We start from the raw sequence: 17501 nt of genomic DNA, 5'->3' as shown, positions 1-17501 counted from the left end.
ATAACAGTCGCCTGTGTATGCCCAAAAGCCGCCAGAAACCGTTGAGAAATCCGCCACCTGCGCGTATGTGTCAAATTTTTTCTGCTAGTGTCCAAACTATTGACAGCCGCGTGATATCGGACAGGAAGAGTGGAAATGGATGTGCGACTAACGTTAACGAGTGCTGGAGTTTGCCTGGCCCTGTTGCTGGGCGCCTGCTCACCCGGCGAAGAGAAACGCCAGGTCAGCCTCGAGGAAAAGACCGCGCAGTTCGAAAAATCCCTGGACGCCATCACCGACCCTAAACTCAAGGATGCCGTGGCTGAACTGGGCGGCTCGCTGTTGCTGCTGGAACGCGCGCAGCTCAAGCTGGACAGCAAACCCGTGGAAACCGAGTACGGCGACGACGCCCTCGCCGTACTCAAGCACTACCCCACGCCCCAGGCCCTGGTCGATACCTATATCAACGGCCTGTTCGTGCTGCGCAAAGACTCCAGCTCCGACTACCTGATCGACCTGCAACCGGTGTTCCCCTTCAATTTCAACATTCCCGCCGCGTTCCTGTTTCCCCATGGCCTGGAATGGCAGTCGGTCACCCTGAACAACAAACGCGTCATCGCTTTCCAGCCGGAATGGTCGGAAACCGATCCGGGCATTCAATTGAGCCCGTCGAGCTCCAACCTGACCAGCCCCGATGACCTGACCGTGACCTACCCGTTCATCGAAGGCCTGGACATCGACCACAAGAACCAGCCACAACCGGTGAGTCTGCAAGGCAAGCTGGAAGTCATTGCACCGCGCCGGCTCTACAGCTTCGACTTGACGAAAAAGGACGTTGGCCAGACTCGCACCAACGACAACCTCAGCGTCACCTTGCTCAAGCTGACCCACAACTACGCCGAAATTGAGTTCAACAACAACGCACCGCTTGCACCCGAGATTGGCGAAACCCCACTGAACCCGCTGATCGTCCAGGCCAGGGACGCCACCGGGCAATTTCTCACGCGCTCGGGGTCAATCAACGAAACCGCCTCGCAAATCGCCTTCTACCAACAACAGCTGGCAAAAATGCAGCAGCAGAAAACATGGACCGACGCGTTCGGCAAACAACTCGACGAAGAACAGCGCGCCTTTGAAAAGCAACAAACCCACCATTACTCGAAGGTGTACTTCAACGGGCCGATCGAAACCCTCGAAGTCAGCCTGCTGGATTTTTCCGGAGCCACCGTAACGCGCAAGGACCTGAACCTGCCGGTGCGTCGCTTCGACCGCCACACCACGGAGAAAACCATCCAGCCACTGAGCTTTCCTGTGGTGGTGTATGACGACCAGGCGTCGACCTGGCTCAAAGGCGCCGCATTGACGGAGGAACAACTGAAAAAAGGGGTCAACATCAGTCAATCGGTCGATGACCCCAGCGCAGCAAGGGTCGAATTCAGTCACCTCAAAAGCTTCAATGACGAACTGCTCGGCTCGTCCTTCAACCCCGGCGACAGCCCCGTCAGTTTCTTCACCGAGGACAGTCGCGGCAAACGCGACGAGCCCATCGAACTACCCGCAGAGGCCTACCAGGTCGATCCACTGCGCGGCACCATCACCTATGACCTGAACCTGTTTCCGGAAACACCGGCTTACGTGGTGGGCTCCATGCCGCTGTTCCTGGCCACGGTCGAGAAAAAGCCCCTCGACGCCCATCAGCTGCCCAAGGGGCTTGAGCTAAAGGGCAATGCACTGGTAGTGGATCTGAAAGTGTTTCCCGATCAGGACTGGCGTTTTTTCGCCAAGGATGACAGCGGCAACTACCTGAAGGAAATTCTGGCGGTCAACCATGATGCGAGTGCAGAAGGCCCCGGATTATTTGCCGTGCATTACTTCTACGGGCAACCCACGCAGTTGGAAACCTATCAGCGAACTGACCTCACCACCGTGCAATACGGTTTCGAGGTCAAGCTCGACAAGGCCGACACGTCCCATCTGGTCCAATAGCGCTTAATGCTCGGGCCGGAACTCGAAGCCACCGACGCTACGGCAACGACCACCGTTGATTTCCCGCAACTGGGCTTGCAGATGCAGGCACCAGATCTGCGGGTCATCGGCCAGTTCATAACCGTGCAAGGTCAGGCTTTCAACGATGGTGTCGAGTATCGACTCAGCGACAAAAGGTCCATGAAACGGACCTTGAGCCTTGATGGCTGAAGGTTGTTCGCCCGCCATTCCGGCGGCGAAGAGTAAGGTCCACATGCCCGTATCGCCCGCCAACGGTTTGATGGCGCATTCGATACGGGTCACAAGGCCCAGGCATTGACGGGTGAGGCAGAGGTTGCGCGACATGGCGGCGACCCTCGTTAGATCCGGTATTCAGCCCCCACGCGAAGGCTGTCTCGATCCAGTGATTACTGTCGATATCCTTGAGCAGAGAATAGAAGAAAAGTCTGACTAGCACGTCAGGCAAGTCCAGAAGGCGCCGAATGGTCATTGTGTGAATATTGACGCCAGAGTGATGGCACTTTGGGATACACACAAACAAATGTGGGAGCGAGCCTGCTCGCGATAACAGACTGACAATCAACAAACATGCTGAATGTTAATCCGTCATCGCGAGCAGGCTCGCTCCCACAGTGGAGCGGTTTAATCCCTGGATTGTTTTGTATCAGGCCGGTTTGGCTTCGACCAGTGCCTCCTGCGCCGCCTCTTTCTCGGCTTCCTTCAGATCGTCTTCGCTGATCATTTCCGCGATGACCCGCAAGCGCTCAACCACCCGCGCGTTGACACTGCCTTCGGGAAACTCGCCATTCTCATCCGGCTCACCCGCCGGCTCGCCCACCAGCAAGCTCAAGGCCTCGTCCGCCTGGCGCACCGCGTAGACATGGAACAGCCCTGCGCGCACCGCAGTCAGCACTTTTTCGTCGAGCATCAGCGTCGCGACGTTGGCATGGGGAATGATTGCCCCTTGCTCGCCGGTCAGCCCACGGGCTTCGCAGAGACGGAAGAACCCTTCGATCTTCTCGTTGACCCCACCCACCGCCTGCACTTCACCGAACTGGTTGATCGAACCGGTGATTGCAAAACACTGCTTGAGCGGGGTTTTCGACAATGCCGAGATCAGCGTGCACGCCTCGCCCAGCGACGCACTGTCGCCATCGACATAACCGTAGGATTGTTCCAGCGCAATGCTCGCGGAAATCGCCAACGGGAATTCCTGGGCATAACGACTGCCCAGATAGCCGGTGAGGATCATCACGCCTTTGGAGTGAATCGGCTGACCCAGGTTGACCTCACGTTCGATATCGACGATACCGCTGCCGCCCGGATACACCGTGGCAGAAATCCGCGCCGGCACACCGAAGGCCGAATCGCCGACTTCCAGCACCGTCAAGCCGTTGCACTTGCCGACGGCCGCGCCATCGGTGTCGATCAGGATGATCCCGGCGAGCATGTCGTCGAGAATCCGCGCTGACACACGCCCGGTCCGGGTGGCCTTGGCCTTGAGCGCCCGCTCGATGTGGCCGGCATCGGTCATTTCATCACTCGCCAGATGACGAATGAAATCCGCCTCGCTGACCAGTTGGAACAGATCGCCAATGCGTGCCGACAAACGCCCCTGATGCTCGGCCAGGCGAGCACTGTAAGTCGCCAGTCGCGCCACCGCATCGGCGGTCAACGGCGCCATGCCTTCTTCCGAAGTACGGGTTTTGAGCAACTGGGCGAACTGCTCCAGGCTCTCGTCGACCATCGGGATATCTTCATCGAAATCCACCAGGACGCGGAACATCTCCTGGAAGTCCGGATCGAGGTCCTGCAGCGTGTAGTAGAGCGAACGGGCTCCGATGATCACGACCTTGACCTGTAATGGGATGTTTTGCGGGGTCAGGGTCACAGTGGCCAGGCGCCCCAGTTCTCCGAGCGGTGATTCCATTTTCAGCTTGCGCGATTGCAGGGCGCGCTTCAGCGCGTCCCACACGAACGGCTCACTGAGCATTTTTTCCGCTTCCAGGATCAGGAAACCGCCGTTGGCCCGATGCAACGCCCCCGGCCGCAACTGGCGATAGGTGGTGTACAGCGCGCCTTGATCGGTGCTGTATTCGATCCGGCCAAACAGGTTTTCGTAAGTCGGGTGCGGCTCAAACACCACGGGCGCACCACCGCTGGAGGCATGACCGACCACCAGGCTCGGCGCGTACTGTTCTTCCAGCAGTTTGCGGGCGACGGCGTCAGTCTTGCTGTCGTCCACCAGTTGCTCGACCACGGTCTTGAGCAGGTACACCTGCATGGCTTGCAGGTAACCGCACACGGCGGCGTTCTCTGCGTACTTTTCCGACAATGGCGAAAGCAACGGCTGCAAGGCCAGGGTGATGGTTTCTTCGTTGAGGTGGCGCAGCTGATTGCTCGACTCGCGCTTCCATTGCGGCAGGCTGGCCAGTTCTTCGTTCAGACGCTCTTCCAGAGCGGAAATGTCGTCATGGAAGCGTTCACGCTCGGCTTCCGGCAACTGGGCGAACTCCGCCTCGTCCAGCGCCTTGCCCTCGGCCATCGGGGTGAAGGCGATGTTGCTGCTGTCTCGGTAGAGCGCGACATCCTTCTCCAGGGCCAGACGCTCGATGATATCCAGCGCCTTGTCGTAGCGCTGGTTGAAGGCGCGGTCGATGGCACTTTTCTTTTGTTGATAGGACGGGTGCTCGAACACTGCTGGAAAGGTGGCCAGCAGGTTGTCGATCAAGCCGTTGATGTCGCCGATGAAGGCGCCGGCGGTGCCCGACGGCAATTCCAGTGCGCGGGGCTCGCGCGGCTCATCGAAATTATTGACGTAGACCCAGTCCGCCGGGGTCTGCTGGCGTTTGGCTTCGGCCTTCAGGTAGCGTTTGACGAACGAAAACCGGCCGGTGCCGGGCTCACCCATGACGAACACGTTGTAACCGGGGCGTGGCATGGCCACACCGAACTGCAAGGCTTCGACCGCACGTTCCTGGCCAAGCACACCGCGGAAGGGCTCCAGATCATTAGTGGTAGAGAAGCTGAACTGTTCAGCGGAAAACGGACGGGTCAGCGCTTCAGGCGCTAGACGCAAGCTGGCAGCAACAGGATCAGGCATCGGGCTTCCTTACATCAGGCGGGGCAGATAGCGGCATTCTGGCGCTGCCCATGCCCGACTGGCAAGGAGCGCCTTACCCAAAGCATAGAGAAGTCGAAACCCCGGTACAGAGCCGCGCCAATTCACTGTTTTCAACGAATGTTTTGCAAAAAATCACGGAACCGCTTGATCGTGCCTAAACTCCAAACTGCGCGGCTGGACTAATAACCGGCCCAACTGGCGCCGGAACGGGCCAAACCCCCTTTTCCATTGGTACGCATCTAAAAGAGAACAAAGCTATGAAACGGATTCTTCTCGGTACTCTCTTCACCGTTGCATCCCTCAACGCCATGGCTCAGGCGCCAGGCGGTCCGGATTGCGGTTGGGGCAACATGCTGTTCGAAGGTCAGCGTGGTACTCCGGCTCACTTCCTGGCATCCACCACCAACGGCACTTCCGGCAACGCAACCTTCGGCATGACTTCCGGTACCAACGGTTGCGCGACCAACGCGGCGCTGACCTATGGCGGCAAATCATGGTTCGCCATGAATGGCATGATGAATGAGCTGTCCGAAGACATGGCTAAAGGTCAGGGCGAAGCGCTGACTACTTACGCCGTGGTACTGGGCGTGGCGCCGGAAGACCGTGCGCACTTCGCCGCCGTCACTCACGAGCACTTCCAACAAATCTTCAGCAAAGCTGACGTGACCGCTGAAGATGTGCATACCAACACGCTGGCCGTTCTGAAAAACGACCCTCGCCTGGCCAAGTACGCCACCCAGGCTTAAGCTCGACGCCACCCCGCTTCTTCAGGGAAGCGGGTTTTGTTTTTTGGACCTGCCCCTCTTTGGGTCTTTGTTTTTTTTCGAATTAAGTTGCCACTTATGCTCAAACGCCTTGCCTGGCTGGCGCTCAGTATCTGCGCCCCGCTGTCCGCCGCGCCTCACATCGATCCACAACGTTTGCAGCAACTGGCCAACGACCCTTTCTGGATTTCCCTGGGTCATTACGAAACCGCCAAGCTCGGCGGCTGGCGCAGCTACGTCAGTGACAAAAAATTCTTCCTCGCCGCCGATGGCAATGAACACCCTGATCACGAACTGGCGGCCACCGTGCAAGCGCTATATGCCCCGACCAGTGCAGGCGAACAGCATGCCCAATGCGTTTACCCGGCCCGCACCCGCTGGCTGAAAGCGCAGCTCAACCTGACGGACCTGCCGACCGTGGACTGCGCTGAATTCAAGCAGTGGTTCAAGGATGTTTCGCCCCACAGCGCGGTGATGATTTTTCCGGCGGCTTACCTGAACAGCCCCTCCTCGATGTTCGGCCACACCCTGTTGCGCATCGATCAGGCTGACGTACAGACCGACAAGACCTCGCTGCTCAGCTACGCGATCAACTTCGGCGCCTACATCGAAGGCTCGGATAACAGCATCCTCTATGCCTGGAAAGGCCTGATGGGCGGGTATCCGGGCCTCTTTGCGCTGGTGCCGTACCAGGAAAAACTCTCGGAATACCGCAGCCTGGAAAACCGTGACCTGTGGGAATACCGGCTGAACCTGACCCAGGCAGAAACGGCGCGCATGGTCGAGCACGTCTGGGAACTGAAACAGATCAAGTTCGACTATTTTTTCTTCGACGAAAACTGTTCCTATCGCCTGCTGGAGCTGCTGCAAGTGGCTCGCCCGAGCCTGCGCCTGACCGAACAATTCCCCCTGACGGCCATTCCCACCGACACTGTCAAAGCGGTGAAAGAGGCCGGGCTGGTGGAGTCCATTCAATATCGGCCGTCGCGTGAACGGGAACTGCTGAGCCGCGCCGAACCGCTGACCGCCGAAGAACAACAGTGGGTGCTGAAGGTCAGCGCCGACCAGAAACAATTGCAGGCCCCGGCATTCAAGGCACAGCCCCGCGACCGCCAGGCGTTGATCATCGACGCCGCTTATCGACTGGAGCGCTACCGGGCCAATGGACAGGAACGCGATCCCGCACGGGCCCAGCGCAGCTTCGAACTGCTGCGGGCGATCAATCAGAACCCGGCACCGGAGCTGGACATCCCGCAACCCAGCCTGCCGGAGGACGGTCACGAATCCCGCACCTGGCAGGCCGGTCTCGGCACCCGGGGCGACAAGGCGTTTGGTGAATACGGCCTGCGCATGGCCTATCACGACCTCAACGACAACGCCGAAAGTTTCCCCCTCGGCGCGCAGATCGAAATCCTCCAGCTCAAATTGCGCCAGTACGAAGGCAATGACTGGCAGTTACAGCAACTGGATCTGGCGACCATCCGCTCCCTGACACCGCGCAATGAGTTGCTGCAACCGCTGTCGTGGCAGGTCACAGGCGGCCTGGAGCGGGTCCCGGGCAAACATGACGACGAAACCCTGGTCAGCCACGTCAACGGCGGCGGTGGTGGCACCTGGCAACTGGGCGACGACCTGCTGGGTTTTGCCTTGGGAACGGTACGGGTCGAACACAACAATGACTTCGCCGGTTTTATCGCCCCGGCGGCGGGTTTCAACACGGGCCTGCTGTGGAAAAATCCGCTGGGCAACTTCAGCCTGGAAGCCAAGGGCGATTACTTCACCAACGGCGAAGTGCGTCGTGGCCTGAGCCTGAACCAGCAGTGGGAACTGTCGCGCAACCTGGGCTTGCGCCTGAGCGCCCAGCGCGAATTCAGCCACCTGGCCACGCCCGAGAACGAAGTGATGCTTGAGGTGAAGTGGTATCACTACTAGCTCACAGGCAGCGCGCCACCCCGTTGTGGACGAGCGTGCGGCCCGGGCCCTTCAGTCGCCACAGGTCGCTCACAGACATTCCTCGAAACTAAAAGCCTGCAACCATGGCCCAAACCCTATATCGGGAGAAAACCATGAGTCGTGCCTTCGTCAATGAAGATAATGCCGCCGCGCAAGCCGATCAGCCGGTCGAACGGCAGGTCAGCGTGCAACCCAATTACGTCACCCCCTCAGGCCTGACCCAGTTGCAGGCGAAGGTTGCGGAGCTGCAAACCCTGCTGGGAGAACTGAACGCCCTGGGTGAGCTGGCCGACAAGCAGCGCGAAGCTGATCTTCAGCGCGACTTGAGGTATTTCAACCAGCGCCTGCAAAGCGCTCAAGTCGTCACCCCCGCCAGTTCGACGACGAAGGTGCAGATCGGCAGCCGCGTGACGTTCGCAGACGAGCACAGCCACGAACAAACCGTGCAATTGGTCGGTGAGGACCAGGCCGACGCGGCAGCCGGCCTTATCAACTGGAGTTCACCCCTGGGCCGGGCATTGCTCGGGGCACAACTGGGCGATGAGGTGCTGTGGCAACGCCCGGCCGGCGATCAACTGATCGAGATCATCCGCATTCAACCGGCTTAAACCACACCTTGGGCGAGCATGGCGTCGGCGACTTTGACGAAGCCGGCGATGTTCGCGCCTTTGACGTAGTTGACCTGGCCGTTCTCTTCCCCGTAATGCACGCACGCATGGTGAATCGACTGCATGATCGCGTGAAGCTTGCTGTCCACTTCACCACCGGTCCACAGCAGACGCATGGCGTTTTGTGACATCTCCAGCCCGCTCACCGCGACGCCACCGGCGTTCGACGCCTTGCCCGGCGCAAACAAGATGCCCGCTTCGATAAACAGGTCCACAGCCTCCAGGGTGGTTGGCATGTTCGCCCCTTCCGCCACACAGGTGCAGCCATTGCGCAGCAGCGCACGGGCCGCCTCGGCATCCAGTTCATTTTGCGTGGCGCATGGCAGCGCGATGTCGCAGCTCAGCCCCCAAGGGTGCTGGCCGGCGAGGAACTCCAGGCCAAAACGGCCGGCCAATTCGCTGATGCGTCCACGCTGGACGTTTTTCAGTTCAAGCACCGCTTGCCATTGCGCCTCGGTCAAACCGCTTTCGCAATACAGCGTGCCTTCGGAATCGGACAGCGAAATCACCTTGCCACCCAGATCCATGACCTTGCGCGCAGCGTACTGCGCGACGTTGCCCGAGCCCGAAATCGCCACGCGTTTGCCTTCAACGGTTTGACCGCGACGCTTGAGCATTTCTTCGGCGAAGTACACGCAACCGAAACCGGTGGCCTCGGGGCGAATCAGGCTGCCGCCGTAGCTTGGCCCCTTGCCGGTCAACACGCTGGTGAACTGGTTGCTCAGGCGTTTGTACTGGCCGAACAGGAAACCGATCTCGCGGGCACCGACGCCGATATCACCGGCCGGCACATCAACGTCGGCACCAATGTGGCGGTACAGCTCGCTCATGAAGGCCTGGCAGAAGCGCATGACCTCCGCGTCGCTCTTGCCTTTAGGGTCGAAGTCCGAGCCCCCCTTGCCACCGCCCATGGGCAACGACGTCAACGAGTTCTTGAAGGTCTGCTCGAACGCCAGGAACTTCAACACCCCGAGATTCACCGAAGGGTGGAAACGCAAGCCGCCCTTGTACGGGCCGATGGCGCTGTTCATCTGGATACGGAAACCGCGATTGACCTGGACCTTGCCCTGATCATCGACCCAGGAAACCCGAAAGACGATCGCGCGCTCCGGCTCGCACATGCGCTCCAGGATGCCGGAAGTCAGATAGTGCGGATTGGCTTCGAGAAAGGGCCACAAACTGCGCAGGACTTCTTCGACGGCCTGGTGGAATTCAGGCTGATCCGGGTCGCGTTTTTTCAGGCGGGCAAGGAAGGATTCGACGGATTCGATCATGGAAAAGTCTCGGCAAATTTTTTGTCGTAGGAAGCGTTTGGGCCGGACTTTAACAAACGACTCGTGCACAGGAACAGCGCAAAATGTCGCATTTGTGAAATTAAATGGTGCGCAGGATATAAATAAGACTGATTTTTGAGCTTATTTTGCACCTGAATGGGGAGACAAGATCCAGATCATGCACCAACAGCTACACCGCTATCGCTGGCAGGCCAGCTCCCACAGAGGACGGCGGTGGAACACTGATCCCGGACATCCCAAAAAACACTGTGGGAGCTAGCCTGCTAGCGATGAATTCGCCTCGGCACTCCTGAAAAAAACCCCAGGCAAAAAAAACGGAGCCCGAAGGCTCCGCTTTTTCATGCCACCGACCCGAATCAGGCCAGCTTCTTGTGCCGTACCCGATGCGGCTGGGCAGCGGCTTCGCCGAGGCGTTTTTTGCGATCGGCTTCGTACTCGGTGTAGTTGCCTTCGAAGAACACCGCTTGCGAATCGTCTTCGTACGCCAGGATGTGAGTGGCGACACGGTCAAGGAACCACCGATCGTGAGAGATCACAATGGCAGCGCCCGGGAAGTCCAGCAGGGCTTCTTCCAGGGAACGCAGGGTTTCAACGTCGAGGTCGTTGGACGGTTCGTCGAGCAGCAGGACGTTGCCGCCCTCTTTCAGGGTCAGGGCCAGGTGCAAGCGACCGCGCTCACCACCGGACAGGTCCTTGACGAACTTCTGCTGATCGCCGCCCTTGAAGTTGAAGCGACCGACGTAGGTACGCGACGGGATCTCGTAGTTGCCGATGCGGATCTGGTCGGAGCCATCGGAAATCTGCTGGAACACGGTCTTGCTGCCGTCCAGGTCTTCGCGGCTCTGATCGACGCACGCCAGTTGCACGGTTTCACCGACTTCGATGGTGCCCGAGTCCGGCGTTTCCTTGCCCATCAGCATGCGGAACAGGGTCGATTTACCGGCACCGTTACCGCCGATCACACCGACGATGGCGCCTTTAGGCATGGAGAACGACAGGTTGTCGATCAGCACGCGATCGCCGTAGCCCTTGGTGACGTTCTTGAACTCGATGACCTTGTCGCCCAGGCGCGGACCGGCCGGGATGTAGATCTCGTTGGTTTCGCTGCGCTTCTGGAATTCCTGCGATTGCATTTCCTCGAAGCGTTGCAGACGAGCCTTGGATTTGGACTGGCGGGCCTTGGCGCCTTTGCGCACCCACTCCAGTTCTTCCTTCATGGCCTTTTCATGGGCCGACTGCTGCTTGGATTCCTGGGCCAGACGATCGGACTTGGCTTCCAGCCAGCCCGAATAGTTGCCCTCGTAAGGAATGCCCGCGCCACGGTCGAGCTCGAGGATCCAGCCAGCCACGTTGTCCAGGAAGTAACGGTCGTGCGTGATCGCTACCACGGTGCCCGGGAAGTCGTGCAGGAAGTGCTCCAGCCAGGCGACGGAATCGGCGTCCAGGTGGTTAGTCGGTTCGTCGAGCAACAGCATGTCGGGGGCGGACAGCAGCAGGCGGCACAGGGCCACACGACGCTTTTCACCACCGGACAGGTGTTCGACTTTGGCGTCCCAGGCCGGCAGACGCAGTGCATCGGCGGCGACTTCCAGTTGGCGTTCCAGGTTGTGACCGTCGCTGGCCTGCAGGATCGCTTCGAGCTTGGCCTGTTCGGCAGCCAGTTTGTCGAAGTCGGCATCCGGATCGGCATAGGCGGCGTAGACCTCGTCCAGGCGCGCTTGCGCGTCCTTGATCACGCTGACGGCTTCCTCGACCACTTCACGCACGGTCTTGGTCGGATCCAGTTGCGGCTCTTGCGGCAGGTAGCCGATGTTGAGGTCCGGCATCGGACGGGCTTCGCCGTCGAACTCGGTGTCGACGCCCGCCATGATTTTCAGCAGCGTGGATTTACCCGAACCGTTGAGGCCGAGCACGCCGATCTTGGCGCCTGGGAAGAAGGACAATGAGATGTTTTTCAGGATTTCCCGCTTCGGCGGCACAACTTTGCCCAGCCGATGCATGGTGAATACGTATTGAGCCATGGAGAACCTAGGGTCAGTGACAGATGAATGATCAGGGCTCAGGCGATGCCTGGCCAGGCCGTGCGCGTCGCCCGATTGAAAGCGTTCAAGGTGGTGCGCGCTGAAAAAGCCCTGGGAGCTGGAACGCTCCCGCGTAACCGGCAAAGCTACCTGAATGACAGATGGCCGTCCAGCCGAGCGGGACTGGCACTTTGCCACAACTCAAGGCATGCTAGCCGCCCTTCGGGCGTCCGGCTTATAGTGCACGTCGCGCCAGTCAAGCCAAACCGCAGGATCAAAGTTTGTCCAACGTCCCTTCGCCCCTGACCACCAGCGCACCGATAACGGCGCCCGGCTCTCCCCTGCGCGGAACGCTCATAGGCGCGTTGGCGACGCTTGTACTCTTGCTGCTCGCGTTGCTGTTCTGGCAGCTGCTGGATCAGTTGCGCGAAACACAGAAAAACCAGCGTCAGTACACCATCGACTACACCGCTGATCTGGCCGCACAAGTCAGCCTGAACATGGCGCTCAACGCGCAGATCGCCCTTAACCTGCTACCGATCGTCGAACAACCGCAAAGTCCCGACGAACAGCAGGAGCTGCTGCGCAAACTGCAAAAGTCCTTGCCCGACCTGGTCAGCCTGGCATTGCTCAGCCCGTCCGGAGTCATCCTCAATGACAGCGCCGACAATAGCGAAGACGCCGATTTCCTGAGCGAACTGGTCCGTCGCAGCGGTGCCCAGCGTCACTACTTCAGCAATGCCATCGACGGCTCGGCGGTGCATCTGCTGTTGCATCAGGCCAGCGGTAGTACCCGCGGCTACTGGGCCTTGCGCCTGAAGCCGACGTTTCTTTCGTCACTGACCAATCTGACTGAAGTGACCGGCCGACCGCAGTGGCTGGTGGAAAACCGCTTCAACCACCAGATCATCAGTCGCGATGAAGCCCTTCCCCTGGTCAATCCGGGCACGCTGACCCAGGACGATGTGGCCAACAGCGTGCTGACCGTGCCCTTGAGCAGCAGCGACTGGCAACTACGTGGATTGTTCGATCGGCAGCGTGTACTTGAAGAACTGCTGCCGGCCTTCATTGGCAAGTGCCTGCTGGGCCTGGCCTTTTCCATGCTGCCGTTTATCGTCCTGTTGAACATGCGCCGCCGACAGCGCCAGTTGCATGAAGGGCGTCGACGTTATCAGGAGATCTTCGAAGGCACCGGCGTCGCACTGTGCGTGCTCAACATATCCGGCCTTAAAAACGCCTTCGACAAGGCTCAATTGCAGAACACCGAACAACTGCAAGCGTGGCTGGCGGTCCCGCAGAGTCGCCGGCAATTGTTGCAGGAATTGCGCATAACCGAAGTCAATCAGGTTGCACTGCAACTGCTCAACGTCACGACCCCCGCTCAAGCCTGGAAGTTGCTGATCGACGGCAACCCGCTTGGGGACAGTGCCATCGGCAATCAGGTGCTCGAAGCGGTCCTCAACCAGCAAAAGCAGCTTGAACTGGAAATCAAACTGGAGAACGCCAGTGGTCGGGACCAGCATCTGTGGCTGGTGCTGCGCCTGCCGGAAGATCCCGAGGACTATAAAGCGGTGATCCTGAGCATCACCGACATCACCAGCCGTAAACTCATCGAGCTGTCTCTGCTGGAGCGCGAAGGATTCTGGTCCGACGTGGTGCGAACCGTGCCCGATCACTTGTATGTGCAGGACGTGATCAGCCAACGAATGATCTTCAGCAACCACCATCTGGGCCAGACGCTGGGATACAACCGCACCGAACTGCAACAGATGGGCGAGTATTTCTGGGAAATCCTGCTGCACCCCGAAGACGCCGACTTCTATCACCGTTCGCGCCAGGCCCAGAGGCAAGCCGGTTATCGGCAATTGATGCAGTGTCAGTTGCGCTTTCGTCACCACAACGGCGGATGGCGGCGCTTCGAGATTCGCGAGCAGGCTCTGGCAAGGGACAAGCACGACCAGGTCACGCGGATTATCGGCGTGGCCAAGGACATCACCGACCAGATCGAAGCCAGTGAATCGCTGCGCGACAGCGAACAGCGCTACCGGATGCTCGCTGAAAGCATCAGCGACGTGATTTTCTCCACCGATAGCCGATTGGCACTCAACTACGTCAGCCCGTCGGTGCTATCGGTGCTGGGCTACGAAGTCGAGTGGATTTTCAACAATGGCTGGCAATCGACCATTGCCAACCCGCAGCAGTTGACCAGCATATTCCACCTCATGGACCGGGTCAGCAAAGCGCTGGATAAACCCGATCAACTGGCATTGTTGCGCAGCCAGGTGCAGACCCAATTGTTCCTGTTCGACTGCCTGCGGGCCGACGGGCGCAAGATTCCCATCGAGTTGCGACTGGTGCTGGTCTGGGATGAACACGGTGCGTTTGAAGGCGTGTTGGGGGTCGGTCGCGATATCAGCCAGCAACGCCGCGCCGAGAAAGACCTGCGCATGGCGGCGACGGTTTTTGAACACTCGACCTCGGCGATCCTGATCACCGACCCGGCCGGCTATATCGTCCAGGCCAACGAGGCGTTCAGCCGCGTCAGTGGTTATGCGGTGGAGCAAGTCCTCGACCAGTTGCCGAACATGCTGACCGTCGACGAGCAGCAGGAAGCCCATCTGCGTTATGTACTCAAGCAACTGAGCCAGCACAGCACCTGGGAAGGCGAAGTCTGGCTCAAGCGCCGCAATGGTGAGCACTATCCGGCCTGGGTCGGCATCACCGCCGTTCTGGATGATGAGGGCGATCTGGCCAGTTACGTGTGCTTCTTCACCGACATCAGCGAGCGCAAGGCCAGCGAACAGCGGATTCACCGCCTCGCCTATTACGACGCCCTGACGCACCTGCCCAACCGCACATTGTTCCAGGACCGTCTGCACACCGCATTGCAAGCGGCGGAACGGCAAAAGTCCTGGGTGGTGCTGATGTTCCTCGACCTGGACCGCTTCAAGCCGATCAACGACTCCCTGGGGCATGCCGCAGGCGATCGCATGCTCAAGGACATGGCCACGCGCCTGCTCGGCTGCGTCGACGATGACGACACCGTGGCGCGCATGGGTGGCGACGAGTTCACCTTGCTCCTGCAACCGCGAGCCAACCGCCAAATCGCCTTGAACCGGGCGATTCATGTGGCAGAGCAGATACTCGCCAGCCTGGTGAAACCCTTTGTGCTCGAAGGCCGCGAATTCTTCGTGACCGCCAGTATCGGCATCGCCCTCAGCCCGCAGGACGGTAACGAACTCAGCCAGTTGATGAAGAACGCCGACACCGCGATGTACCACGCCAAGGAACGAGGCAAGAACAACTTCCAGTTCTACCAGGCGGACATGAACGCCACTGCCCTGGAGCGTCTGGAGCTGGAAAGCGACTTGCGCCACGCCCTGGAGCAAAACGAATTCGTGCTGTATTACCAACCGCAATTTAGTGGCGACGGCAAACGCTTGACCGGCACCGAAGCCCTGCTGCGCTGGCGCCATCCACGACGTGGCCTGGTGCCGCCGGGGGACTTCATTCCGGTGCTCGAAGAACTCGGCCTGGTGGTGGATGTCGGCGACTGGGTGATCAGCGAGGCTTGTCGCCAGCTGAAAAACTGGCACCAGACCAAGGTGCGCGTGCCGAAGGTCTCGGTGAACATTTCCGCCCGGCAGTTCTCGGATGGTCAGCTCGGTACGCGGATCGCCACCATTCTCAAGGAAACCGGCCTGCCGCCGGCCTGCCTGGAACTGGAGTTGACCGAGAGTATCCTGATGCGCGAAGTCTGCGAGGCGATGCAGATCCTCGACGGCCTGAAGAACCTCGGCCTGAGCATTGCGGTCGACGACTTCGGCACCGGGTATTCATCGCTCAACTACCTCAAGCAGTTCCCGATCGACGTACTGAAAATCGACCGAACCTTCGTCGACGGCCTGCCCTCGGGTGAACAGGATGCACAAATTGCCCGCGCGATCATCGCCATGGCCCACAGTCTCAACCTGGCAGTGATCGCCGAGGGCGTGGAAACCCAGGAACAGCTGGACTTCCTGCGCGAACACGGTTGCGATGAGGTTCAAGGCTACCTGTTCGGCCGCCCGATGCCGGCCAACAAGTTTGCAGCGCAGTTCAGCAATGATGCCCTCTTCATGTTTGATTGATTGGAGCCCAACGCTCCAATCAATCAAACATGAAGACCGGTTGCGAGCTGCAAGCTGCAAGCTAAAAGCTGCGAGCTGCGAGCTGCGAGCAAGGGCGAATCGGCTTTTACTTGCAGCTTGAAGCCCGCTTATCCACAACCTGACTGTGTTTCATATCCCTTCTAAAAGCGGTTGGGTTAGAATGCCCCCCTTTTCCGCCCCCGATCCTTGAGGACCGCCATGTTCAGCCGTGATTTGACTATTGCCAAGTACGACGCCGATCTCTTTGCCGCCATGGAGCAAGAAGCTCAGCGCCAGGAAGAGCACATTGAGCTGATCGCTTCGGAAAACTACACCAGCCCTGCGGTGATGGAAGCTCAAGGCTCGGTACTGACCAACAAGTACGCCGAAGGCTACCCGGGCAAGCGCTACTACGGTGGCTGCGAGTACGTCGACGTGGTCGAGCAACTGGCCATCGACCGTGCAAAAGAGCTGTTCGGCGCCGATTACGCCAACGTCCAGCCACACGCTGGCTCCCAGGCCAACAGCGCCGTTTACCTGGCCCTGCTGTCGGCTGGCGACACCATCCTGGGCATGAGCCTGGCCCACGGTGGTCACCTGACCCACGGTGCCAGCGTTTCGTCCTCCGGCAAGCTGTACAACGCCATCCAGTACGGCATCGATGCCAACGGCCTGATCGACTACGACGAAGTCGAGCGCCTGGCGGTTGAGCACAAGCCGAAAATGATCGTGGCCGGTTTCTCTGCCTACTCGCAGATCCTGGACTTCCCGCGTTTCCGCGCAATCGCCGACAAGGTGGGCGCCTACCTGTTCGTCGACATGGCCCACGTGGCCGGTCTGGTCGCCGCTGGCGTCTACCCGAACCCGGTTCCTTTCGCTGACGTCGTGACCACCACCACCCACAAGACCCTGCGCGGTCCACGTGGCGGCCTGATCCTGGCTCGCGCCAACGCCGACATCGAGAAAAAGCTGAACTCCGCCGTGTTCCCTGGCGCCCAGGGTGGCCCGCTGGAGCACGTGATCGCAGCCAAGGCGATCTGCTTCAAGGAAGCGCTGCAGCCTGAGTTCAAGGCTTACCAGCAACAAGTGGTGAAAAACGCCAAGGCCATGGCCGGTGTGTTCATCGAGCGTGGTTTCGACGTTGTATCGGGCGGTACCGAAAACCACCTGTTCCTGTTGTCGCTGATCAAGCAGGAAATCTCCGGTAAAGACGCTGATGCCGCGCTGGGCAAGGCGTTCATCACCGTGAACAAGAACTCCGTGCCAAACGATCCGCGCTCCCCGTTCGTCACCTCCGGCCTGCGCTTCGGCACTCCGGCCGTGACCACTCGCGGCTTCAAGGAAGCAGAGTGCAAGGAACTGGCCGGCTGGATCTGCGACATCCTGGCTGACCTGAACAACGAAGCGGTGATCGACGCCGTTCGTGAGAAAGTCAAAGCCATCTGCAAGAAGCTGCCGGTATACGGTGCTTGATAAGCCCCGCTAGACCGCAGTAAAAGAACCGGCCAGAGATGGCCGGTTTTTTATTGCCAGAATAAAGACGAGCAACGCACACATTTAATAAAGCAACCCACAAGTCAC

General features: G+C 59.4%; 10 protein-coding genes. 6 read left to right on the top strand and 4 right to left on the bottom strand.

The window, feature by feature from the left end:
- Positions 1-135 precede the first annotated feature (135 nt).
- Complete coding sequence (locus tag AC1Q6D_RS23760; protein WP_103403499.1) at positions 136-1965, top strand: hypothetical protein; 1830 nt, start codon at positions 136-138, stop codon at positions 1963-1965.
- Positions 1966-1968: 3 nt separating this feature from the next.
- Here the strand turns inward: AC1Q6D_RS23760 and AC1Q6D_RS23755 are convergent, their stop codons facing one another.
- Together AC1Q6D_RS23755 and AC1Q6D_RS23750 are read right to left on the bottom strand one after the other, a co-directional pair.
- A complete protein-coding gene (locus AC1Q6D_RS23755) occupies positions 1969-2310 on the bottom strand; it encodes a PA4575 family protein (protein ID WP_047533476.1) in 342 nt (113 codons plus the stop codon).
- A 319-nt stretch (positions 2311-2629) separates the two neighbouring features.
- Positions 2630-5068 (bottom strand): Lon protease family protein, encoded by a 2439-nt coding sequence (locus AC1Q6D_RS23750; protein ID WP_090466960.1) that lies wholly within the window; start codon positions 5066-5068, stop codon positions 2630-2632.
- A 278-nt stretch (positions 5069-5346) separates the two neighbouring features.
- On the opposite strand from AC1Q6D_RS23750, the gene AC1Q6D_RS23745 reads away from it, so the two are divergent.
- From AC1Q6D_RS23745 to AC1Q6D_RS23735, 3 genes are all read left to right on the top strand, one after another.
- Complete coding sequence (locus AC1Q6D_RS23745; RefSeq protein ID WP_090325302.1) at positions 5347-5835, top strand: DUF3015 domain-containing protein; 489 nt, start codon at positions 5347-5349, stop codon at positions 5833-5835.
- Positions 5836-5931: 96 nt separating this feature from the next.
- Entirely contained in the window at positions 5932-7785 is a 1854-nt protein-coding gene (locus tag AC1Q6D_RS23740) for an Lnb N-terminal periplasmic domain-containing protein (protein WP_103403498.1), read from the top strand.
- Between the two features lie 134 nt (positions 7786-7919).
- Positions 7920-8414, top strand: a complete 495-nt coding sequence (locus AC1Q6D_RS23735) for a GreA/GreB family elongation factor (protein ID WP_103403497.1) — start codon at positions 7920-7922, stop codon at positions 8412-8414.
- Here AC1Q6D_RS23735 and gdhA read toward each other — a convergent pair.
- Together gdhA and ettA are read right to left on the bottom strand one after the other, a co-directional pair.
- Complete coding sequence (gene gdhA, locus AC1Q6D_RS23730) at positions 8411-9748, bottom strand: NADP-specific glutamate dehydrogenase (protein WP_047533496.1); 1338 nt, start codon at positions 9746-9748, stop codon at positions 8411-8413. The genes AC1Q6D_RS23735 and gdhA overlap by 4 nt on opposite strands.
- Before the next feature lie 377 nt (positions 9749-10125).
- Complete coding sequence (gene ettA / locus AC1Q6D_RS23725; RefSeq protein WP_047533499.1) at positions 10126-11790, bottom strand: energy-dependent translational throttle protein EttA; 1665 nt, start codon at positions 11788-11790, stop codon at positions 10126-10128.
- Between the two features lie 281 nt (positions 11791-12071).
- Between ettA and AC1Q6D_RS23720 the strand changes: the two genes are divergently transcribed.
- Together AC1Q6D_RS23720 and glyA are read left to right on the top strand one after the other, a co-directional pair.
- Positions 12072-15920, top strand: a complete 3849-nt coding sequence (locus AC1Q6D_RS23720; RefSeq protein WP_103403495.1) for a sensor domain-containing protein — start codon at positions 12072-12074, stop codon at positions 15918-15920.
- Positions 15921-16139: 219 nt separating this feature from the next.
- On the top strand, positions 16140-17393 hold the full coding sequence (glyA, locus tag AC1Q6D_RS23715; protein ID WP_047533504.1) for a serine hydroxymethyltransferase: 1254 nt from the start codon (positions 16140-16142) through the stop codon (positions 17391-17393).
- Positions 17394-17501 lie beyond the last annotated feature (108 nt).

The sequence above is a fragment of the Pseudomonas sp. MT92 genome (assembly GCF_058792515.1).
The sequence above is the reverse complement of the archived record's forward strand: the minus strand, read 5'-3'. Positions and strand labels throughout refer to the sequence as shown.

What these genes read in the sequence shown, in the direction of transcription:
- AC1Q6D_RS23745 (WP_090325302.1), top strand. Translation starts at nt 5,347, where the DNA reads ATGAAACGGATTCTTCTCGGTACTCTCTTCACCGTTGCATCCCTCAAC.
- AC1Q6D_RS23760 (WP_103403499.1), top strand. Translation starts at nt 136, where the DNA reads ATGGATGTGCGACTAACGTTAACGAGTGCTGGAGTTTGCCTGGCCCTG.
- glyA (WP_047533504.1), top strand. Translation starts at nt 16,140, where the DNA reads ATGTTCAGCCGTGATTTGACTATTGCCAAGTACGACGCCGATCTCTTT.
- AC1Q6D_RS23740 (WP_103403498.1), top strand. Translation starts at nt 5,932, where the DNA reads ATGCTCAAACGCCTTGCCTGGCTGGCGCTCAGTATCTGCGCCCCGCTG.
- AC1Q6D_RS23750 (WP_090466960.1), bottom strand. Translation starts at nt 5,068, where the DNA reads ATGCCTGATCCTGTTGCTGCCAGCTTGCGTCTAGCGCCTGAAGCGCTG.
- gdhA (WP_047533496.1), bottom strand. Translation starts at nt 9,748, where the DNA reads ATGATCGAATCCGTCGAATCCTTCCTTGCCCGCCTGAAAAAACGCGAC.
- ettA (WP_047533499.1), bottom strand. Translation starts at nt 11,790, where the DNA reads ATGGCTCAATACGTATTCACCATGCATCGGCTGGGCAAAGTTGTGCCG.
- AC1Q6D_RS23755 (WP_047533476.1), bottom strand. Translation starts at nt 2,310, where the DNA reads ATGTCGCGCAACCTCTGCCTCACCCGTCAATGCCTGGGCCTTGTGACC.
- AC1Q6D_RS23735 (WP_103403497.1), top strand. Translation starts at nt 7,920, where the DNA reads ATGAGTCGTGCCTTCGTCAATGAAGATAATGCCGCCGCGCAAGCCGAT.